This is a genomic window from Bailinhaonella thermotolerans (assembly GCF_003594875.1).
GTDB lineage: Bacteria > Actinomycetota > Actinomycetes > Streptosporangiales > Streptosporangiaceae > Bailinhaonella > Bailinhaonella thermotolerans.
Genome location: NZ_QZEY01000010.1, coordinates 97201 through 115708, shown reverse-complemented (window position 1 = coordinate 115708; position 18508 = coordinate 97201). Strand labels below are relative to the sequence as shown.

Sequence of the window (18508 nt, the reverse complement as noted above, 5' to 3'; positions counted from 1 at the left end):
GTGACTTGAGGTGGTTGGTTCGTGAGCGATACGGCCGTGCCCCGATCGACCGAGCTTGGGACGGGCGACCCCCGCAGGCTCGGCCCCTACGAGATCGTCGGCCGCCTCGGCGAGAGCCGTCGCGGGGTGACGTATCTGGCCGCCCCGGCGGACCGCGGGGAGGACTCCGCCTGGTTCGCGCTCAAGCTGCTCGCCGCCCGGCCCGGGGTGCCGGAGGCCGAGCGCGTCGTCGCCCCCGGCGGCCTGGACGCCGCGCGGGCCGTCCCCGCGACCGCAGCCGTCCCGGTGGCCGGCGCGGGCTGGGAGGGCGACCGGCCGTACGTCGTGAGCGAGTACGTCGCGGGCCGCACGCTGGCGGCGGCCGTCTCCGCCGACGGGCCGCTGGCGGGCGACGAGCTGCTGCGGCTGGCGGACGCGACCGCCAAGGCGCTGAAGCAGCTCCACCACGCCGGGATCGTCCACCACGACTTCGCTCCCGAGAACGTGATCCTCACCGCCGACGGGCCCCGGGTCACCGACCACGCGCTGCTCACCCTCTTCGGCATCCCCCAGGCCGCGCCCGCGGACCTCGGGCGGCCGCCGTACCTCGCCCCCGAACAGCTCGGGACCATCGGTTACGGCGCGACCTCCGACATGTTCGCCTGGGCGGCCTCGATGGTCTTCGCCGCCACGGGCGCCCCGCCGTACGCCCCGGGCCCGGACCTGCTCGACCGGATGCGCGCCTACCAGCCGGACCTGGCGTCCCTCCCCAAGCCGCTGCGCGAGGTCGTCACCGCCTGCCTCGACCCCGACCCCGACCGCCGCCCCTCCGCCGTGCTGGTCCGCCGGATCCTCGCCACCGCGGGCCCGGCCGCGCCCGCGGCCCCCGGCGCTCCCGCCGCGGACTCCGCCCCGGATCCGGGTACGGCCTCCGCCCCGGTCTCCGGCGCGGTTTCGGGCGCGGCCCCGGCGGCTGCCCCGGGTACGCCCGCCGTGTCCGCGACGGCCGCACCGGGTGAGAAGGACGTGCCGTCCACCGGCGCGGCGGGTGGCCCCGAAGGGGAGCCCGGCCGGCCCGAGGCCCTCTCCGGCGTCATCGGCGCGCAGGACGACCCGGCGGACGACGCCGGGAGCGCGCCCGCCAAGGAGACCGGCCGGGCGGCGCGCGACGGCGCTGGGACCTCCGGCACGCCCGGCGAGGACGTCCCCGCCGTGCTGGGCGAGATGGGCGAGCCCGGGCAGGACGCCGCCGAGGCCGCCGCCCCCGCCGCCGAGAACGCCCGCGACGACGTGGCCCCGTCCGTCCTCGGCGCCGAGGACGAGCCCGCCGCCGGCGACGGCGCGACCGCCGCCCCCGCCGAGGGGGAGGCGAAGGAGGCGTCCGCGCCCGCCGCCGTCACCGGCCCGGTCATCGCGGCGCCCGGCGAGACCGGCACCCCTCCCGCCCAGGCCGGGTCCGCGTCGCGCTCCGCCGGCGCTCCCGCCCAGGCGGGCGACCCCGGCGCGGCCGCCGCCTCCCCGGCTCCCGCCTCAGAGGCTCCCGCCGCCGCGGCGAACGCGCCCGCCGATTCCCCCGGCGCTTCCGCCTCCGGCGCGCGGCCCGCCCCTCCGGCTCCCGCCGTCGTGGGCGCGGCGTCCACGCCCGCCCCGGGCGACGGCGCGCCAGGCCCGGACGCCGGTCCGAGCGCGCCCGCGACGGCCCCCGCGGGCTCGGGCGCGCCCGCGCCCGCAGACCAGCCGGGGATCTCTCCGGCTCCCGCCGCCACCGCCGGCGCGCTCGGCGTCGCCGCCGCCGCGCTCGGCGTCGCCGCCGCCGCGCCGGGCGTGGTCGCGGGCGGCCCCGCCGTACCTCCGGGACCCGGTGGGCAGGCTCCTGTGGTCCTGCCGGGAGCCGCCGCCGGACCCGGCGCGATGCCCGGCGTGCCCGGCGCGGCTCCCGGCTGGGGGCCTCCTCCCGCCGACGGCGGCCAGGCGTTCGCGCATCCCGGGGGCGTCGTCGCCCCCCAGGGCGCGGGGTGGCACCAGACCCCCGGCGCGGGGTATCCCGCCGGGGCACTGCCGCCCGGCGCGCCCGCGGGGCCAGGTGGGCCCGGTGGTCCCGGTGGGCCCGGGGCGGGCCCGGCGCCCGCCTGGGGACCGCCGCCGCTGCCGGCCGGGGGGCCGGTGCGCACGGGACGGGACGGACGGGTTCTCCCGGCTCCTCACCCGGCGCAGGGCGAGAAGCGGCGGCCCCGGGTGCCGGTGGGCCTGTACGCCGCGCTGATCGTGGTCCTGGTGCTGTCGGGGACGGGGATCTGGGTGGCCGGGCACTACGCCGGCGCATCCTTCACCTCGTCCTCGGGAAGCGCCTCCAAGGCGGCGGCGCAGGGCGCGCTGCCGGAGGAGGGCGGCGGGCAGCCGCCGCTGACCGACCCGACCGCGCCCGGTGTCACGGTGCCGTGGAACACCGCGCCCGTGGACCCGAACGGCCTCGTGCCCGGGGAACCGACGCCGCCGCCCGGCGCGTTCCCGACCCTGACGGCCCCGGCGGTCGAGCAGCCCGTGAACACGCCGCCGACGCTGCCGCCGAACACGCAGCCCGCCGTTCCGTCCCCCGCGCCCACCGAGCAGCCCAAGCCCACGGAGCAGCCCAAGCCCTCGGACAAGCCCGAGCCGACGCAGAAGCCCGAGGAGAGCCAGAAGCCCGAGCCCACGCGGAAGCCGGACCCCGAGCCGACACAGCGGCCCGACCCCCAGCCGACCCAGAAGCCGGAGCCCAGGCCGACGCCCAAGCCCACGCCGAAGCCGACGCCCAAGCCGACGCCCAAGCCGACCCCGAAGCCCACGCCGAAGCCGACGCCCAAGCCCCCCGCGCCCAAGGCGCCCACGCAGGTGAAGAACCCCTACACCGCCACCGGCGTGTGCGGCTCCGGCTACTACGTCCAGCGGTCGGGCTCCTTCTCCGGCGGCACGACCTACCAGCTCTACAACAGCAGCACCGGCAAGAACTGCGTGGTCACGATGAAGACCGTGGACGTCGGCAAGCGCACCCGCGTCTGGGCCGTGCTGGAGGTCCAGGGCTCCGGCTCCCAGCGTGACGACGGCTCGTTCGAGTACTACGCGGGCCCCGTCTACAGCTACGCCAAGGGCAAGTGCGTGCGGTTCTCCGGCGGCGGCACCGGCGGCAGCACCAGCGCCCCCTTCGCCAACTGCGGCTGATCCCCGCGCCCGGCCCCCGCTCCGGCGGGAGGCCGGGCGATCCCGTCCCACACGACGAGGCCCGGGCCCACCGTCTCTCCACGGTGGGCCCGGGCCTCGTCGTACGGCCGGCGCCGAGCGATCGCCGTACGGCCCGCCGCGCGTGCGCCGTACGGCCCGTGCGCCGTACGGCGCGGCGGCACGGGCCGGCGGGCCGGCGGGCCGGCGGGTCAGGCGTAGCGGTCGGGCTCCGGCTCGCCCAGCAGCTCGCCCAGGCTGGTCCCGCCCGGGCGGAAGGCGTGCGTCATCGCGCGCCTGGCCTCGTCGGCCGCGGCCTCGGCGGCGTTGACCGCCTCCACCACGGCGTCACCGAGCCGGACGCCGTCCAGGCGGCGCTTGCTGAGCACGTGGACGTCGAGCCGGAGCAGGACGCCCATCGCGTTGACGGTCGCCACGATCCGGCCCTCGTCGGCCGTGCCGGTGAACTCGCTCGCGCCCCACTCGCCGACGCGCTCCTCGAAGTCGCGCGCGGCCCTGGCCATGGCGTCGAGGCGGGCCCACAGCTCCTCCTCCTCGGTCACCGCCGCCCCCTTCCCGGGGCGTCGCCGCCCGGCTCCTCCGCGACGTACAGCTCGGGCAGGGGCTCCCCGGTCGCCTCGGCGAGCAGCTCGTCGAAGAGGTCGCCCGCGGACGCCCGGGCCTTGTTGATCACGGCGACGAGGGCGGGGCCCATCGCCTCGTGGTCGAGCTCGCGCATCGCCTTGGGGCCGATCCTGACCGAGCGGAGCGTCCCGTCTCCGGCGACGGTGGCCTCGAACCGGCCGTCGTCGCTCGTGACGGTCACGTCCCGCTCCTGGATCTCGCCCATGGCCTGGGAGAGCTCGGCGATGCGGTGCTGGACGTCGTCGATCAGGCGGGCCATGTCGCCGTCGATGCCCTGCCGCTCCAGGAACTCGCCGATCCGGTCCCGGCTCATCGGCCGTTCACCCGCTCCCAGTCCTCATCGGGATCGGGGGCGACGTTCTTGGGCGGGGCGGCCGGGACGCCGCCCGTCGAATGCCGCCAGAACTCGGGGTTGCGGACGTTGCCCTCGTGGTCGACCTGCGGCGACATGGACAGGTTGCGGGGCTTTGAGGTGTCCCCGTCCACGAAGAACGAGGCCCGCAGATCGTTGAAGTTGAGCTGGTGCTTGTTCAGGTCCCCCTGGGCGGAGGCGACCACGTCGTAGAACTGCTTGATCGTGTTCGCGAACACGCCGCCGACGGCGAGCGCCTGCGCCAGGAGCTTGCCCCGCCCGAGCGGATGCGTCCGGCTCAGGCTCACGAGCTCGTTGAAGATCGCGGCCGAGCCGAGGTACAGGGCGGCCACCGAGAAGTCGTACTCGACGATCTCCTTGTTCAGGCCCTGCATCGACTCGCTCATGCCGGTGGAGCCCTTCTTCAGGCCGGCGAAGAGCCCGTTCACGTTGAACCGCAGGTGGGTCTCCAGGGCGTCCCTGGCCCCGCCCTGCCAGTTCGGGTAGAAGTCGGCGGTGAAGAAGGAGTTCCAGAGGTTGCTGCGCTTGGCCTCCAGCTCGGCCGCCTTCGCCTTCCAGTCGTCCCGGCGCTCCATGAAGATCCAGGGGTCGCCGAGGTTGAGGAAGGCGAGCAGGTCGATGGCCAGGAGCGCGCGGCCCGCGCCGCTGAGGATCATGCCCTCGCGCGTGCGGTCCCGGGCGGGCTTGATCACGCCCAGCAGGTCCTGGAACCACGCGGCCACCGCCCGCGAGGACGCGCTCCCGCCGGGGTGCGGGCCTCCGCGCGCCGCGCCGCCGCCCGCAGGCGTCCCACCCGCGGGCGTCCCGGCCGATGGCGTACCGGTCGCAGGCGTGCCGCCGGAAGGCGTGCCGGACGCCGGGGTGCCCGTCGCCGGGGCGCCGGTCGCCGGAGTGCCCCCTGCCGGGGTCCCGCCCGCGGGGGCGCCGGTCGCCGGGGTGCCCGTCGCCGGGGTCCCTCCGGCAGGGGTCCCGCTCGGCGGGGTGCTCGCCGGGGGCGTGCCGCCCGCCGGAGTGCCCCCCGAGGGCGTCCCACCGGCGGGTGTCCCGCTCGGCGGGGTGTTCCCCGAGGGCGTCCCTCCGGCGGGCGTGCCGCTCGGCGGGGTGTTCCCCGCGGGCGTGTTGCCCGCGGGGGTCCCTCCCGCGGGGGTCCCTCCCGCAGGGGTCCCTCCCGCAGGGGTGCCGCCCGCGGGCGTGCCGCCGGTCGGGGCGCCGGAGCCCTGGGCGGGGTCCGGCCGGTTCGAGGGGTCGCTCATCTCTCGTCTCCATTCGCCCGGCGTACGGCCGCCGGCGGCCGTACGGTCAACGCGATCCCCGCGGCGCGTTGTCCAGGTAGGACTTGAGCCTCTGGGCCTGCGCCGCCGTCGTCGTGTGGGCGTCGTCGTACAGCGTGGCCACGTTGTGCAGGCGCTCGCCGTCCGACTTGAGGTTCTTGGTGAGGACCTTGTTGGCCAGGCTCCAGTCGTGCGACAGCTCGTTGAACCTGCCGGTGTAGCCGAGCGACATGAGCACGAGCGGCACGCCGATGTGCACGTCGTGGAAGGCCAGCGTGGTCAGCTTCTCCAGCGCCTCGCCGGAGTCGGAGAAGTGCCCGGCGAACGTGCGCAGGTGGCTGGTCGCCACGTCGAGGCTCGGCCGGTCCGAGCCGGGCGGGGCGGTCCCGTCCGGCTGCGTGCCCGGCGGCGGCGCCGAGGCGGACGGGCTCGGGGTTCCCGGCGGGCTCGGGGACCCGGACGGGCCCGAGGTCGCCTGGGGCCTCCCCGTACCCGACGGATACGGGGTCACCGAGCTCGGGGGCGGGGTCGCCCCCGGGGCGTCGGGCGCTTGCGGTGGTGTGGTCAAGGCTCCCCCTGCGCGTGTACGGCGTTGCCGGGGCGCGGGCAGCTACCTCCTGTCGGCGTCCGGGCATGCTGCGCCCCGGCCGCGGACGCCGGCCAGACGATCTTGACCGTAGCGGCGCGAGGGCACACTCGTCCAGAGCGGGAGGTTACGGGCGGGCGAACGTCAGCCGATCAACCTTCCTCGGGGAGGAGCGCGGTCTGGACGAGGCGCACGCCGTACCGCCGGTCCACGAAGTTGGCCCGTCCCGGCGGCAGCGGGGTCGCCCGGACGTTGCCGAAGAGCGCGCCCTCGTCCTTGCTGCCGGACATGATCAGGGCGGGCGTGGCCGTGTCCTTGAGACGCTGGATCACCGGGTCGTACATCGCGCGGCCGACGCCGCCCATGGCCCGCGCCAGCACCAGGTGCAGGCCGATGTCGCGGGCCTGGGGGATCAGGTCCACGATCGGCTGGAGCGGGTTCTGCGCGGTCGCGACCAGGTCGTAGTCGTCCACGACGATGTACAGGTCCGCGCCCTGCCACCAGCTCCGGGAGCGGAGCTGGTCGGGGGTCAGGTCCGCGGGCGGGAGCCGTTCGAGCAGCGCGCCCCGGATGTCCTTCATCAGGCTCTCCGCCGCGGACTGGGAGGCGGCGTAGCCGATGCGGTGCTCGGTGTACGCCGCGTCCAGCAGGGAGCGCCGGTAGTCCACGACGACGAGCCGGGCCTCGACCGGCGTGTGCCGCGCCGCGATCCCCTCGGAGACGAGGCGCAGCAGGTTCGACTTGCCGCTCTCGGTGTCGCCGGTGACGAACAGGTGCGGGTCGCCCTCGAAGTCGGCGTACACCGGCGCGAGCGCCACCTCGTCGATACCGATCGGGACCCGCCGGCCCGTCTCCGCGGGGCCGGGCAGCGCCGCGGCGGGCAGCACGGCGGGCAGCAGCCGCACCGGCGGCGCGGCCGGGCCGGTCCACGCGCCGGAGACGGCCTCGACGAGCCCGCGCACCCCGTCCGCGAGGTCGGCGGCGGACCGTACGGCGTCGAGCCGGGGCAGGGCGGCCAGGAAGTGCAGGCCGTCGCGGGTGAGGCCGCGCCCGGGCACCCCCTCGGGCACGGCGGCGGCGGCCTTGCGGTTGACCTCGGACTCGTAGGCGTCGCCGAGGCGCAGTTCGAGCCGGGTGCCGAAGAGGTCGCGGATGCCGGGCCGGAACTCCGACCACTTGCCGGTCGAGATGATCACGTGGATGCCGTACCCGAGCCCGCGCACGGCCAGGTCGGTGATCGTGGCCTCCAGGTTCTCGTGGTCCTGGCGGACCGTGAGCCAGCCGTCCACGACGAGGAACACGTCGCCGAAGGGGTCGCCCGCGATCGTGCCCTCCGCGAGCCGCCGCCGGTAGGTCACGATCGAGTCGATGCCCTGCTCGGCGAACGCGCGCTCCCGCTCGGCGAGCAGCGTCGTCACCTCGGCCACCGTACGGCGGATGCGGTCGCCGTCCAGGCGGTTGGCGACGCCGCCGACGTGCGGCAGCCCCTCCAGCGCGGCCAGCGACCCGCCGCCGAAGTCCAGGCAGTAGAACTGCACCTCGCGCGGGGTGTGCAGGAGGGCGAGCCCGGCGATGACCGTGCGGATGAGGGTGCTCTTGCCGGTCTGCGGGCCGCCGACCACGCCGACGTGCCCGGCCGAGCCGGACAGGTCCACCCAGTAGGGGTCGCGCCGCTGCTCGAAGGGCTTGTCCACGACGCCGACGACGGTGAAGAGCTTGCCGCGCCCGTCCCAGCCCGGGGTGGTGAGGCCCAGCCCGGGCGCGGGCCCGAGCGGCGGCAGCAGGTCGTCGAGGGTGGGCGGCTCGGCCAGCGGCGGCAGCCAGATGCGCCGGGCGGGCGGGCCCTTCCGCGCGAGCCGCCGCACGACGACGTCGAGCAGGCTCTCCTGCCCGGCGACGGCCGAGGTGGTCTCGGCCTCGGGCGTCTCGGTCACCGCCTCCCGGGGTTCCTCGGGCAGCGGGACGTACGCGGGGCCGTACGGCACGACCTGGCGGCGGTCGCGCCGGGTCGAGGTGTCCCGGGTCTGCGTCTCCTGGTAGGGGCCGGAGACGTAGGCGGCCTTGAAGCGGGTCATGCCGGTGGTGTCGAACTTGAGGTACCCGTTGCCGGGGGCGGTGGGCAGCTCGTAGGCGTCGGCGACGCCGAGGACGGTCCGGCTCTCCATGGCCGAGAACGTCCGCAGGCCGATCCGGTACGACAGGTGGGTGTCGAGGCCGCGCAGCTTCCCCTCCTCCAGCCGCTGGGAGGCCAGCAGCAGGTGCACGCCCAGCGACCGGCCGAGCCGGCCCATCATCACGAACAGCTCGGCGAACTCCGGCTTGGCCGACAGCAGCTCGCTGAACTCGTCGAGCACGACGAACAGGGTGGGCAGCGGGTCGAGGGCGACGCCCTGCTCGCGGGCCCGCTCGTAGTCGCGCAGGGAGGCGTAGTTCCCGGCGGCGCGCAGCAGTTCCTGGCGGCGGACCATCTCGCCGTGGAGCGCGTCGTACATGCGGTCCACGAGCGGCAGCTCGTCCTCCAGGTTGGTGATCACGGCCGAGACGTGCGGCAGCGACTCCAGGCCGAGGAACGTCGCGCCGCCCTTGAAGTCCACGAGCACGAAGTTGAGGATCTCCGAGGAGTGCGTGATCGCCAGGCCGAGGACGAGCGTGCGCAGCAGCTCGCTCTTGCCGGAGCCGGTCGCGCCGATGACCAGCCCGTGCGGGCCCATCCCGCCCTGGGCCGACTCCTTGATGTCGAGCTCGACGACGCGGCCGTCCGCGCCGAGCCCGATGGGCACGCGCAGCCGGTTGCGGGAGGCTCGGGGCCGCCAGACGGTCGCCGGGTCGATCGCCCGGGCGTCGCCCACGCCGAGCAGGTCGGTGAGCGTGGTGTTGCTCTCCAGGACGTCCTGGGTCTCCCCGCCCGAGGAGATGGACAGGCGCAGCGGCGCGAGCTGCCGGGCCAGGCCCTCCGCCTGCAGGTAGCCGAGCCGGTCCGCGCGCCCGAGGTTGGAGTGCAGCTCCCGGCCCGCGTGGTCGAGCTTGATCATCGCGAAGCGCTCATCGGTGACGAAGAGCCGCAGCGTCAGCCGTTCCTCGACGACCGCGGCCCCGCCGCTGATGTCGATCACGGTCACGCCCTCGATCGCGTCCGCGCCGAGCTGGGAGTCCTGCGGCACGTGCCCGCCGTCGATGATCACCACGTGGTACGGCAGGCCGTGCGTGGAGTTGCCGGGCTTGAACCGGGGACGGTCCTTCAGGCCGGGCCCGAGCAGCGCCTCCAGCTCGCCCAGCGACTGGGCCATCAGCCGGACCGGGCCCGCGGCGTCCTGCTCGTCGGGGTGCTGGGCGTGCGGCAGCCACTTCACCCAGTCCCACTGCGGCATGAGCACGCTGCTGGCGCACACGACGACGCGCAGGTCGTCGGGGGCGTGGAAGGTGACGAGCTGGGCGATCATGGCGCGGACCAGCCCGCGCACGGCCTCGGGGTCGCCCTTGGGCAGGATCCGGGCGAACGCGTGGAGGGCGACGGCGACCGGCAGGTCCGGCACGGTCGAGTGCGCGCGGACGAACCGGCGCAGCGCCCCGGCCGACATCGCGTCCAGGTCCTCGATGGGCCGGGACTCCGGCGGCACGAGCTGTACGGCCAGGCGCTGCACCCCGGTGCCGACCCGCACCTGGACGAAGTCCTCGTCCCGGGAGCGGCGCTCCCACAGCCGCGGGCCCATCGCCAGGCTCCACAGCGAGTCCGGCGGCGGCCCGCCCCACTGGAGCGCCTCCCGCTGCTGGTGCGCGGCCCGCCGGGCCCGCTTGCGGATCTGCGCGAGGTAGCGGAAGTAGTCGCGCCGCAGCCCGTTGAGCCGGTACTTCCGCTCGCCCGCGCCCCGCCCGAGCTGGGTGAGCGACATGCCCAGCATGGACACGGCGAACAGGCCGCTGGACACGTACATGATCGGGTTGCTCGCGCCGCCCGTGGTGAACATCAGCGCCATCGCCGCCGCGCCGGCCAGCATCGGCAGGTACATCAGGATCTGCTGGAAGCCCGGCGAGGAGACCTCGGGGATCTCCGGCGGGGCCTCCAGCAGGATCTCGCCGCGCGGAGGCGCGGGCGGAGTGCGGCGTTCGGGACGCTTGATGATGACGATGCCCACCTTGCGGTCCCCTTCCGGTATGGGAAAGTGTTAGCCGAGTGAGTCAGCTTGCCCACATTTCCCATGTTTCGCATGCGTCACTGTGCCGCGTCACATTCGTGACCCCGCGAAAGCGTATCGATCTCGCGCTGCCGTCGGACGTGCCGCTGACCCACATGCTGCCGACCCTGCTGCGCGCGACCCACGACGCCGACGGGGAGATCCCGCCGAACGGCTGGGTGATCCAGCGGGTGGCCGGCCCGCCGCTGGACCTCGGCGCGACGCTGGCCGCGCTCCAGGTGCTGGACGGCGAGGTGCTGCGGCTGGTCCCGCGCGGGTCCGAGGCCCCCGCGGCGGCCTTCGACGACGTGGCGGACGTCATCGCGTCGGGGGTCAGGGAGCGCACCACCCGCTGGAGCGCCCACCACACGAGGCGGACCGGGCTGGTCGCGGGATCGGCCCTGCTGGTCGCCGGGTCGCTGCTGCCGGTGTTCTCGGGGCCGCCCTGGACGCCCGCGGCGATCGCGAGCGCCGTGGCCGCCGCGCTGCTGGTCACCTGGGGCGCGGTGGTCTCCCGGGCGGCCGGCGACTCCCCGGGGGGCGCGATCGTCGGCTACGCCGCGCTGCCGTACGCCTTCCTCGCCGGGTTCTTCGCCCCGGCCGCCGCCGCGCCGCTGGACGGCATGGGGGCGCCGCACGCGCTCGCCGGGTTCTCGGCGGTCACGCTCACGGCGACCGTGGCGGGGTTCACGATCGTCGAGGGCATGGCGAACTTCATCGGGTTCGCGCTGGCCGGGTTCACGGGCGCGGCGGCGGCCCTGGCGGCGCTCACGCTGGACGTCTCCGGGGCCGGGACCGCGGCGGTGGCGGCGGCGCTCGTGCTGGCCCTCGCCCCGCTCATCCCGGTCGTGTCGTTCCGGATGGCCCGGCTCCCGCTGCCCGCGCTGCCCGCCAACGCCGAGGAGCTGCGCGCCGACGACCAGGAGGTGGACGCCCCGCAGGTGGCGGACCGCGCCGCCGAGGCGGACCGGTACGCCACCGGGCTCGTGGCCGGGATCGCGCTCGTGGCGCTGGGCGGGCAGGCCGCGCTCGCCGTCGAGGGCGGCTGGGCGGCGATCGCGATGTCGGTGGCCTGCGGCCTGGCGCTGGTGCTGCGGGCCCGGGTCTTCGAGGGGTTCGGCCAGCGCGTGTGGCTGATCGCGGCCGGGCTCGCCGGGCTGGCGCTGCCGGTGGTCGTCGCGGCCGCCCGGGCGGACGGGCCGGTGCCCGTGCTGGTGCTGATGCTGGCGCTGTTCTGGGGGGCGGTGCTCACGGTGGCCCTGGGGGTGTGGCTGCCGGAGTGGAAGCCGACGCCCTTCTGGGGGCGCGCGGGCGACATCCTGGAGTTCATCGTGATCGTCAGCCTGTTCCCGCTGGCCATGGCCGTGCTGGACCTCTACGCGATCGTGCGCGGGCTGGCCGGGTAGGGGGCTCCCGTTGGTCTCCCGTGTGTACCGATCGTATGGATTTATAACAAGAGCCCCATTTGTTAACTTTCTCGGGTCACACTGATGATCATGCGAATCAGAGCCCTCCTCCCTCCGGGAGCTCTCACGCTGGGCTTGGCGGTGGTCGTCGCCACCGCCGCCCCGAGCGCGGCCGACCCGGCCCCCAGCCCGACCCCGACCCCCACCCCCACCGCCTCCTCCGGCCCCCGCGTCAACTTCGTCGATCCCTACGTGCCGCCGTCCGCCGTGCCGTACCCGCTCCGGCCGCAGCCCGGGGCGCCCTCGGTGGCCGACGGGACGGAGACGCCCGCCGACGTCGCGGCCGACCCGGGCGCCGACCTCATGGCGGCGCGCGGTGAGCCCCGCTTCCAGATGCCCTTCCCGTGCGGGCAGGCGTGGACGGGCGACGCCCGCTCCAGCAGCCGCCACCGCACCTCCTACGAGATCGACTTCAACCGCGGCAACGGCCCCGCCGCCGACCGGGGCGACGAGGTCGTCGCCGCTGCCGCGGGGCGCGTGGTCACCGCGGCCCACCAGGGCAACGCCAACGGCTTCGGCAACCTCGTGGTGATCGACCACGGCGGCGGCTGGCGCACCTACTACGCCCACCTGCACCGGCTCGGCGTGCGCGCGGGCCAGACGGTCGCGCAGGGCCAGCGGATCGGCGAGGTCGGCGGCACCACCCGGCCGGGCAACAGCACCGTCCCGCACCTGCACTACGAGGTCCGGGCGAGCGGCTCCTACCCCGGCAACATCCGGGCCGCCAACTTCGACGGCCGCCGGTTCCCGTACCCCGTGGCCACCGTGACGTCGAAGAACTGCGGTGACAAGGGCAAGCCCAAGCCGGCCCCGCCCAAGCCGGCCCCGCCCAAGCCGGGTCAGCCGGGTCAGCCGAACCCGGGCCAGCCCGCCCCCTCCGACCCCAAGAAGAACCCCTACACCCCGCAGATCGTCTGCGGCCCCGGCTACCGGGTCATCGACTCGGCCGCCCTCGGCGACGCGGGCCGGGTCTACCTGCTCTACAGCGACTCCACCGGCCACAACTGCGTCGTCACGCTGAAGTCCGGCGCGGGCGTCGGCAAGGCCTCGGCGACGTCGGCCTTCCTGGAGGTGCAGAAGCGCAGCACGACCAGCGACACCGGCCAGTACCTGTACTACGCCGGCCCGGTCCGCGCCCACGCCCCCAAGATCTGCGTCCGGTGGGGCGGCTCCATCGGCTCGCAGAAGTACTCCAGCTCCTTCGAGCACTGCGGTTGATCCCCGTACGGCGGGCCGCCACCCGGCCCGCCGTACCCCACCGGCGCGCCGGCGCGAGGCCGGACGACGCCTGACGACGCCGGACGAACCTGGCGACGCCGGACGAACCTGGCGACGCCGGACGAACCTGGCGACGCCGGACGACACGGAGAGGGAGGCATGGAGGGTTTCGAGAACATCGACGTGGACGCGCTGGTCAACCGCATCCCCCAGCACATGGCCGCGCTGCAGGACGCCACCGAGCGCATGGCGAAGGTGACGGGGTCGGCGGAGGACGAGCGCCGGCTCGTGTACGCGGAGTACTCCGCCGAGGGGCTGCGCGAGCTGGAGATCCGGCCCAAGGCCCTGCGGCTGCCCGCCGAGGACCTGTCCCAGCTCGTCAAGCAGGTCCTGCACGAGGCCCTCGCCGACTTCCAGCGGAACACCGCCGAGGTGATGAACGACGTCTTCGGCGGCTCCTCCGGACCCGGGGAACTGCTGCGGGACCCCGAGGCGGCCATGGAACGGCTCCGCGAGGCGGAGGCCACCTACGACCGCGCCTTCGAGGACGTCATGGGCGAGTTCACCCGGATCCGCCGCGAGCTGGAGGACCTGGGCTGACCCGCCCCGGCCGGCGTACGGCGGACGCGCCCCGGCGGGCGGCCCGCCGTACGGGAAGCCCCGGCGGGCGGCCCGCCGTACGGGGACGCGGGGGTCAGGGGGCGGCGGGGGTCAGAACGGGAGGATGCTGTCGAGGATGCTGGGCTTGGGCTGCTTCGGCACTTCCATGTCCGGCTCGTGGACCGGGAGGCCCTGGCGCGACTTGACCTCGGCGCCCTTGAAGCTCGGCGGCTGCTCCATCTTCAGCGACGACATGCCGAAGAAGAGCTGCCCCTGCTTGTCGCAGTGCTGCCGGACCAGGGCCATGATGACGGTCACCGCGATGAGGGCCTTCTTGTGGCCCGAGACGACCGTCTTGAGCACCGGCAGGATGTTCCTGAGCTGGATGGCGTAGATCGCCCGCGCGAGTCCCAGGGCCGCCGGCCCCCCGGCGATGGTGACCATCGCGGAGCCCGCCAGCGCGACCATGAAGGAGCCCACGAGGAACGAGATCTGGGCGCCCGCCATGTAGATCTTCGCGCAGCCCTCCAGGGTCTTGCCGCAGTTGTTCCGCGCCGTGCGCACGATCTCCAGCGCGTCGAGGAACTTCGTCACCGCGTCGTCGAACGCCTCGAACGGGCTCCCCGTCCAGACCTCGTCCTGCTTGGTCTGCTTCGTGAGGTTGCGCAGCGACTCGTGGAAGCCCCGCATCTCGTCGCCGAGCTTGTCGATGTAGTCGCTGTTGGACGTCCCGGGGCCGCCGTTGGCGGTCATCCACTGGTCGGCCGCCTTCTTCATGCTGCCGGGGTTGGACACCATCGCCAGCATGAGCCCGTCGATGGTGAGCAGTGTCCGGCCGAGCCAGGGGCCGCCCGCGACGAACATCAGGATCGGGGTCGCGGAGAGCGCCATGGAGGCCCCGGCCATGTACATCCACCGGCCGCTCTCGAAGTCCGTGCCCACCGCTTCCGCGGCGCCCGTGGGTCTTGGCGGCATGGCCGCTTCCCTCCTCGTCCGTGCGCCCGGTCAGGCGCCGATCACCGGCGGCGCGACGTCCTCGTCGTCGCCCCACACGCTCTCGTCCTCGGGCGCCGCCGCGCCCCGCTGCCTCTCACGTTCCTGCTCGCCTGCCCCGCCGCCCATCGGGGCGTACGGCATGAGCGGCATGCCTCCCATGCCGGGCACGCCACCGCGGGCGGACGCGGGGGAGAGGCCGTTCGCGCCGCCGGGCCCGCCGGGGCCGGTCCCGGAGCCGGGGCCGCCGGGACCGCCGCTCCAGGGCGCGCCGGTCGTCGAGCGCAGGGCGTCGGCGATGGGCGTGCTCGGCAGGCGCGAGGGGTCGCCGAGGCCGGCCAGGTCGGCCGCCCGGGGGTCGGGGGCCTTGGGCAGCCCCGCGCCCGGCAGGCCGGAGTCGGGGAGCCGCGCGTCGGGCGCATTCGGGTCGGGCAGGCCCGAATCGGGCAGCTTGGAGTCCGGCAGCCTGGAGTCCGGCAGCTCGGAGCCGGGCAGCTTGGAGTCCGGCTGCTTGGGGCCGGGCAGCTCGTCGCGGGGGTCCATGTCGAAGTCGTCGGGCCCCGGGATCTTGTCCATCGGCGGGTTCTTGATGGGCGGGGTCTTGATCGGGGGCGTCTTGAAATCGGCGGGCTTGATCCCGCCGCCGCCCCCCAGCCCGCCCCCGACGCCGCCCCCCAGTCCGCCGCCGAGCTGCTCCGCCTCGCTCTTGGCCTTCTTGTTGGCGCTGTCGTTGACCTCGACGAACTCCCGCAGTGTGGCGTCCCAGCGCTGCAGCACCCCCTGGGCCTGGCGCAGGGACTTGCTGAGCGCGTCGCGGACGTCGTCGTGGGTGTACGCGAGGCCCATGCCGATCCCGCCGAACCCCGGCCAGTCGATCGAGATGCCCTGGACCTTCCGGCCGAACTCCTCGACCTGGGGCGCGTGCCCGCCGACCTTCTGCGCGAGGGAGCGGACCGCGTCCTCGTCCACGTTGTACGCCGGCCGCCCGCCCATGCCGAGCCCGCCCATGCCGAGCCCGCCGAGCCCGCCCCTGCCGGCATTGCCGAAGCCGGTGTTGACCGCTCCGGTGCCGCCCGTGCCGCCGGTGCCGTTCTGACCTGAGGAGCCGGTGGCTCCGGTCCCGCCGGCGTTGTTCTGAGCCCCGCTCACGCCCGCCTCCGCCTCACGATCATGTCGGTTTCGCACATTACGCCGGACTCGCCGGGCCGTACACCCGAAAACCGGATAAAAGCCCCGACCGTTCATCTCTATGCTGATCCACGCCGCGACGGAACGCCGTGAACAACGCCGTGAACGGGGAGTGCATGCAGACCCGCAAGGATCTCTACCAGGCGTACCGGTTCATGCAGCAGCGCCTGGGCCTGGCGCTGCTGCGGGGTGAACCCGACCTGCCCGAGTCGCCGATGCGGCGGCACAACGTCGCCACCTTCTGCGGGATCATGGTCGGGGTCCTGGTGCTGGCCGGGTTCGGCGTCTGGGGGCTGATCTCCAAGGGGGGCGCGACCGCGCTGGACAAGCCGGGGCAGCTCCTGATCGACGAGGACACCGGGGCCAGCTACGTCTTCGACCAGCGCGGCAGGCGCCTCGTCCCGGTCGCCAACTACGCCTCGGCCCGGCTGATCCTGGACACCCCCGACGTGGTGCGGCGGGCGGTCTCGGGCGCGTCGCTGGCCGGCTACCCGCGCGCGCCCATGGTCGGCATCCCCGGCGCGCCCGCGTGGCTGCCCGAGCCGAAGCGGCTGGTGCGCGGGCCGTGGTCGGTCTGCGTGCGGGAGACCGGCGAGTCGGCGGGCAGGCCCCAGGTGACCCTGCTGGCCGGGCCGCGCCCGGGCGGCCGGGCCCTCGGCGGCACCGGCGACGCGCTGCTGGTCCAGGGTGAGGACGGCCAGCCGTGGCTGGTCTGGGCCGACCGGCGCATGCGGGTGACGCAGCAGGCGGCGCGGGCGCTCAGCGACGCCGCGCCGCGCAGGGTGCCCGGGTCCTGGCTCAACGCCCTGCCCGCGGGTCCCGACTTCGCCGCCCCCGAGGTGCCCGAGCGCGGCCGCGAGGTGACCGGCCCCGGAGGCCGCCCCGCCCGCGTGGGCCAGATCTTCACTGTGCCGTCCGTCGCCGGCGGAGCGGCGCGCTGGTACGTCCAGCTCGCCGACGGCCTCGCCCCGGTCTCCGCCGCGCAGGCCACGATGCTGATCCTGGACCCCGGAAGCCGGGCGGCGTACGGCAAGGCGGACGTCGCCGCGATCCCGCTGGACGCCGCCACCGCGAACTCCGCCCCGCCGTCCAAGATCGTCCTCCGGGACGACCGGCTGCCGTCCGCGACGCCGCGCATCGCCGTACTGCCGGTGAACGAGCCGCTGTGCGTGGTGTACGCCGACACGGCGCGGGGCTCGACGCGGGCCGTGCTCTCGGTGGGCGGGGTGATCCCGGCGGGCCCGGCGGTCCGGCCGGGAACGGGCCCGGGCCGGTTCGACCAGGTCGTGCTGCCGCCGGGCGGGGCGATCCTGGCCGGGCTGCTCCCCGGCGAGGGCCGGCTCGACGCGGTCCGGTCGTACTGGATCGTCACCGACCAGGGGCAGCGGTTCGCCCTGACCTCGCCCGACCTGATCGAGAAGCTGGGGTACCAGGCCAAGGACGTCGCCCCGATGCCGGGCAACCTGCTCCAGATGATCCCCGAGGGCCCCGCGCTGGACCCGGCGCGGGCCGCCCTGCCCGTCTCCCCCTGATCGGCCGTTCCCCCCCTGATCGGCCGTGACCTGCGGAGACATTCGGCGTACGAAATCACGTTACGGAACCGTTATTTGATCTGCTGGATTCGGCGCCATGGAAGATCGTTACTGTGGCTATTGATTTGTCCCGTCTGGTCATACATCAACCTTTCGGGGGAGAGTCGGGCCACGTCCACGCGGAGGTGCAAATGGCGTCACAGCTCGGCGCAGGCCACAGCAGCATGGCCACGGCCGTGGGCCACATCACGGAAACGGCCAACATCGTCAAGGGCATTCAGACCCAGGTCAACACGTCCAAGGAGACGCTGCGGCGGGCCTGGGACGGCTCGTCGGCCATCTCGTTCGACGCTGTCCACCACGCCTGGGACCAGGAGATGGGGCGCGTCATCAGGGCGCTGGAGAAGTTCGCCATGGACATCCACGGCAGCAAGATCCAGTACGAGGGCGCGCAGGAGCAGGCCGAGAAGGCCACCAACCAGCTCGCGGCCATCCTGAACTACCGCCCCTGAGCCCCATCCGAAGAGGAGATCCCGATGTCATACGGAGACGTCGACCGCACACTGGTCAACTTCAACCAGCTCGACGGCTCGGAGCAGGACTTCGCCCTGGCCTGGGGCAAGATGGAGCAGGCGCTGCAGGACCTGGAGAACAAGCTCGCCCTGATCGAGTGGGAGGGCGCCGCCCGCGAGGCCTACGACATCGCCCGCCGCGAGTGGGACGAGTCCTCGGCGCGGATGTCCGCGATGATCCAGGGCATGAGCAAGCTGGTCCGCGTGGTCAACGAGACCTTCTCCGCCGCCGACCAGTACGGCGCGAAGTCGTTCGGCGGCTGACGCCCCGTGCCGCGCGCCCCGGCCGCCGTCCGCGGTGCCCGGGGCCCCGGCCGTACCCCGGGAGGACACCGATGGGAACCGGTAAGCAGAGTCTGGAGCACAAGGCGATCGAGGACGCCGTGAAGGCCCTCCGGGCGCAGCTCACCTTGCTGACCGAGGGCGAGGGCAACGTCAACCTCGTGCAGACCGGTGGCGGCGGCGACACGTCCTACGCCCTGAACCGCCCCGAGTACTTCGGGGCCTGGCCGGCGGCGCGGGACTTCCACGCGAGCGTCCAGAACGCGCACAACCAGATCGCCACGGTCTACAAGGCGCTCGTGGAGGAGGTCGAGAAGGGCGCCCTCCTGCTGGACGCGACCCTGAAGGGCAAGCGCAACGCCCACGCGGCGCTGGGCGAGACCGCCGACCGCATGCTCATCTGAGGGCGGGCGCGGCGGATTCGGTACGACGGATG

The 18508-nt window shown here is 74.7% G+C and carries 15 protein-coding genes; 8 read left to right on the top strand and 7 right to left on the bottom strand.

All coding sequences use genetic code 11. The annotated features are described in order from the left end of the window. Positions 1–21 precede the first annotated feature (21 nt). Positions 22–3177 carry a protein kinase domain-containing protein gene (locus D5H75_RS24165; protein ID WP_119928811.1) on the top strand — a complete coding sequence of 1052 codons (3156 nt, stop codon included), beginning with the start codon at positions 22–24 and terminating at the stop codon, positions 3175–3177. Positions 3178–3386: 209 nt separating this feature from the next. On the opposite strand, the gene D5H75_RS24160 is transcribed toward D5H75_RS24165, so the two are convergent. From D5H75_RS24160 to eccCa, 5 genes are all read right to left on the bottom strand, one after another. Further along, positions 3387–3737: a YbaB/EbfC family nucleoid-associated protein gene (locus D5H75_RS24160; protein WP_119928810.1), complete on the bottom strand. Its 351-nt coding sequence runs from the start codon at positions 3735–3737 to the stop codon at positions 3387–3389. Then, positions 3734–4132 (bottom strand): YbaB/EbfC family nucleoid-associated protein, encoded by a 399-nt coding sequence (locus tag D5H75_RS24155; RefSeq protein ID WP_119928809.1) that lies wholly within the window; start codon positions 4130–4132, stop codon positions 3734–3736. Before D5H75_RS24155 ends, D5H75_RS24160 begins: the two co-directional genes overlap by 4 nt. Continuing rightward, complete coding sequence (locus tag D5H75_RS24150) at positions 4129–4914, bottom strand: hypothetical protein (protein WP_119928808.1); 786 nt, start codon at positions 4912–4914, stop codon at positions 4129–4131. The genes D5H75_RS24155 and D5H75_RS24150 overlap by 4 nt, the downstream gene beginning before the upstream one ends. A 577-nt stretch (positions 4915–5491) precedes the next feature. Next, the gene (locus D5H75_RS24145) at positions 5492–5812 is read right to left on the bottom strand and encodes a hypothetical protein (RefSeq protein ID WP_119928807.1); all 321 of its coding nucleotides are present in this window, start codon (positions 5810–5812) and stop codon (positions 5492–5494) included. A 389-nt stretch (positions 5813–6201) separates the two neighbouring features. Further along, positions 6202–10182: a type VII secretion protein EccCa gene (gene eccCa / locus D5H75_RS24140; RefSeq protein ID WP_119928806.1), complete on the bottom strand. Its 3981-nt coding sequence runs from the start codon at positions 10180–10182 to the stop codon at positions 6202–6204. A 38-nt stretch (positions 10183–10220) separates the two neighbouring features. Between eccCa and eccD the strand changes: the two genes are divergently transcribed. From eccD to D5H75_RS24125, 3 genes are all read left to right on the top strand, one after another. Beyond that, positions 10221–11627, top strand: a complete 1407-nt coding sequence (eccD, locus tag D5H75_RS24135; protein WP_119928805.1) for a type VII secretion integral membrane protein EccD — start codon at positions 10221–10223, stop codon at positions 11625–11627. Positions 11628–11717: 90 nt separating this feature from the next. After that, positions 11718–12905 (top strand): M23 family metallopeptidase, encoded by a 1188-nt coding sequence (locus D5H75_RS24130; RefSeq protein ID WP_119928940.1) that lies wholly within the window; start codon positions 11718–11720, stop codon positions 12903–12905. A gap of 159 nt (positions 12906–13064) precedes the next feature. After that, positions 13065–13505, top strand: a complete 441-nt coding sequence (locus D5H75_RS24125; protein ID WP_119928804.1) for a YbaB/EbfC family nucleoid-associated protein — start codon at positions 13065–13067, stop codon at positions 13503–13505. Positions 13506–13616: 111 nt separating this feature from the next. On the opposite strand, the gene D5H75_RS24120 is transcribed toward D5H75_RS24125, so the two are convergent. Both D5H75_RS24120 and D5H75_RS24115 read right to left on the bottom strand, forming a co-directional pair. Further along, positions 13617–14480 (bottom strand): WXG100 family type VII secretion target, encoded by an 864-nt coding sequence (locus D5H75_RS24120; protein ID WP_147425265.1) that lies wholly within the window; start codon positions 14478–14480, stop codon positions 13617–13619. Positions 14481–14510: 30 nt separating this feature from the next. Next, complete coding sequence (locus tag D5H75_RS24115) at positions 14511–15647, bottom strand: hypothetical protein (RefSeq protein WP_119928802.1); 1137 nt, start codon at positions 15645–15647, stop codon at positions 14511–14513. Between the two features lie 128 nt (positions 15648–15775). Here D5H75_RS24115 and eccB point away from each other — a divergent pair, with 128 nt between their 5' ends. The 4 genes from eccB to D5H75_RS24095 all read left to right on the top strand — a co-directional run bounded on the left by eccB (position 15776) and on the right by D5H75_RS24095 (position 18476). Then, a complete protein-coding gene (gene eccB / locus D5H75_RS24110; RefSeq protein ID WP_242454475.1) occupies positions 15776–17218 on the top strand; it encodes a type VII secretion protein EccB in 1443 nt (480 codons plus the stop codon). A gap of 191 nt (positions 17219–17409) precedes the next feature. Continuing rightward, on the top strand, positions 17410–17730 hold the full coding sequence (locus D5H75_RS24105; RefSeq protein ID WP_119928801.1) for a WXG100 family type VII secretion target: 321 nt from the start codon (positions 17410–17412) through the stop codon (positions 17728–17730). A gap of 24 nt (positions 17731–17754) precedes the next feature. Then, entirely contained in the window at positions 17755–18054 is a 300-nt protein-coding gene (locus D5H75_RS24100; protein ID WP_119928800.1) for a WXG100 family type VII secretion target, read from the top strand. 71 nt (positions 18055–18125) lie between these two features. Next, positions 18126–18476, top strand: a complete 351-nt coding sequence (locus tag D5H75_RS24095; RefSeq protein WP_119928799.1) for a hypothetical protein — start codon at positions 18126–18128, stop codon at positions 18474–18476. Positions 18477–18508: the final 32 nt, after the last annotated feature.

Coding starts and splice junctions, on each gene's coding strand:
- D5H75_RS24155 (WP_119928809.1), bottom strand. CDS start 4,132: ATGAGCCGGGACCGGATCGGCGAGTTCCTGGAGCGGCAGGGCATCGAC.
- D5H75_RS24130 (WP_119928940.1), top strand. CDS start 11,718: ATGCGAATCAGAGCCCTCCTCCCTCCGGGAGCTCTCACGCTGGGCTTG.
- D5H75_RS24125 (WP_119928804.1), top strand. CDS start 13,065: ATGGAGGGTTTCGAGAACATCGACGTGGACGCGCTGGTCAACCGCATC.
- D5H75_RS24120 (WP_147425265.1), bottom strand. CDS start 14,480: ATGCCGCCAAGACCCACGGGCGCCGCGGAAGCGGTGGGCACGGACTTC.
- D5H75_RS24105 (WP_119928801.1), top strand. CDS start 17,410: ATGGCGTCACAGCTCGGCGCAGGCCACAGCAGCATGGCCACGGCCGTG.
- D5H75_RS24100 (WP_119928800.1), top strand. CDS start 17,755: ATGTCATACGGAGACGTCGACCGCACACTGGTCAACTTCAACCAGCTC.
- D5H75_RS24095 (WP_119928799.1), top strand. CDS start 18,126: ATGGGAACCGGTAAGCAGAGTCTGGAGCACAAGGCGATCGAGGACGCC.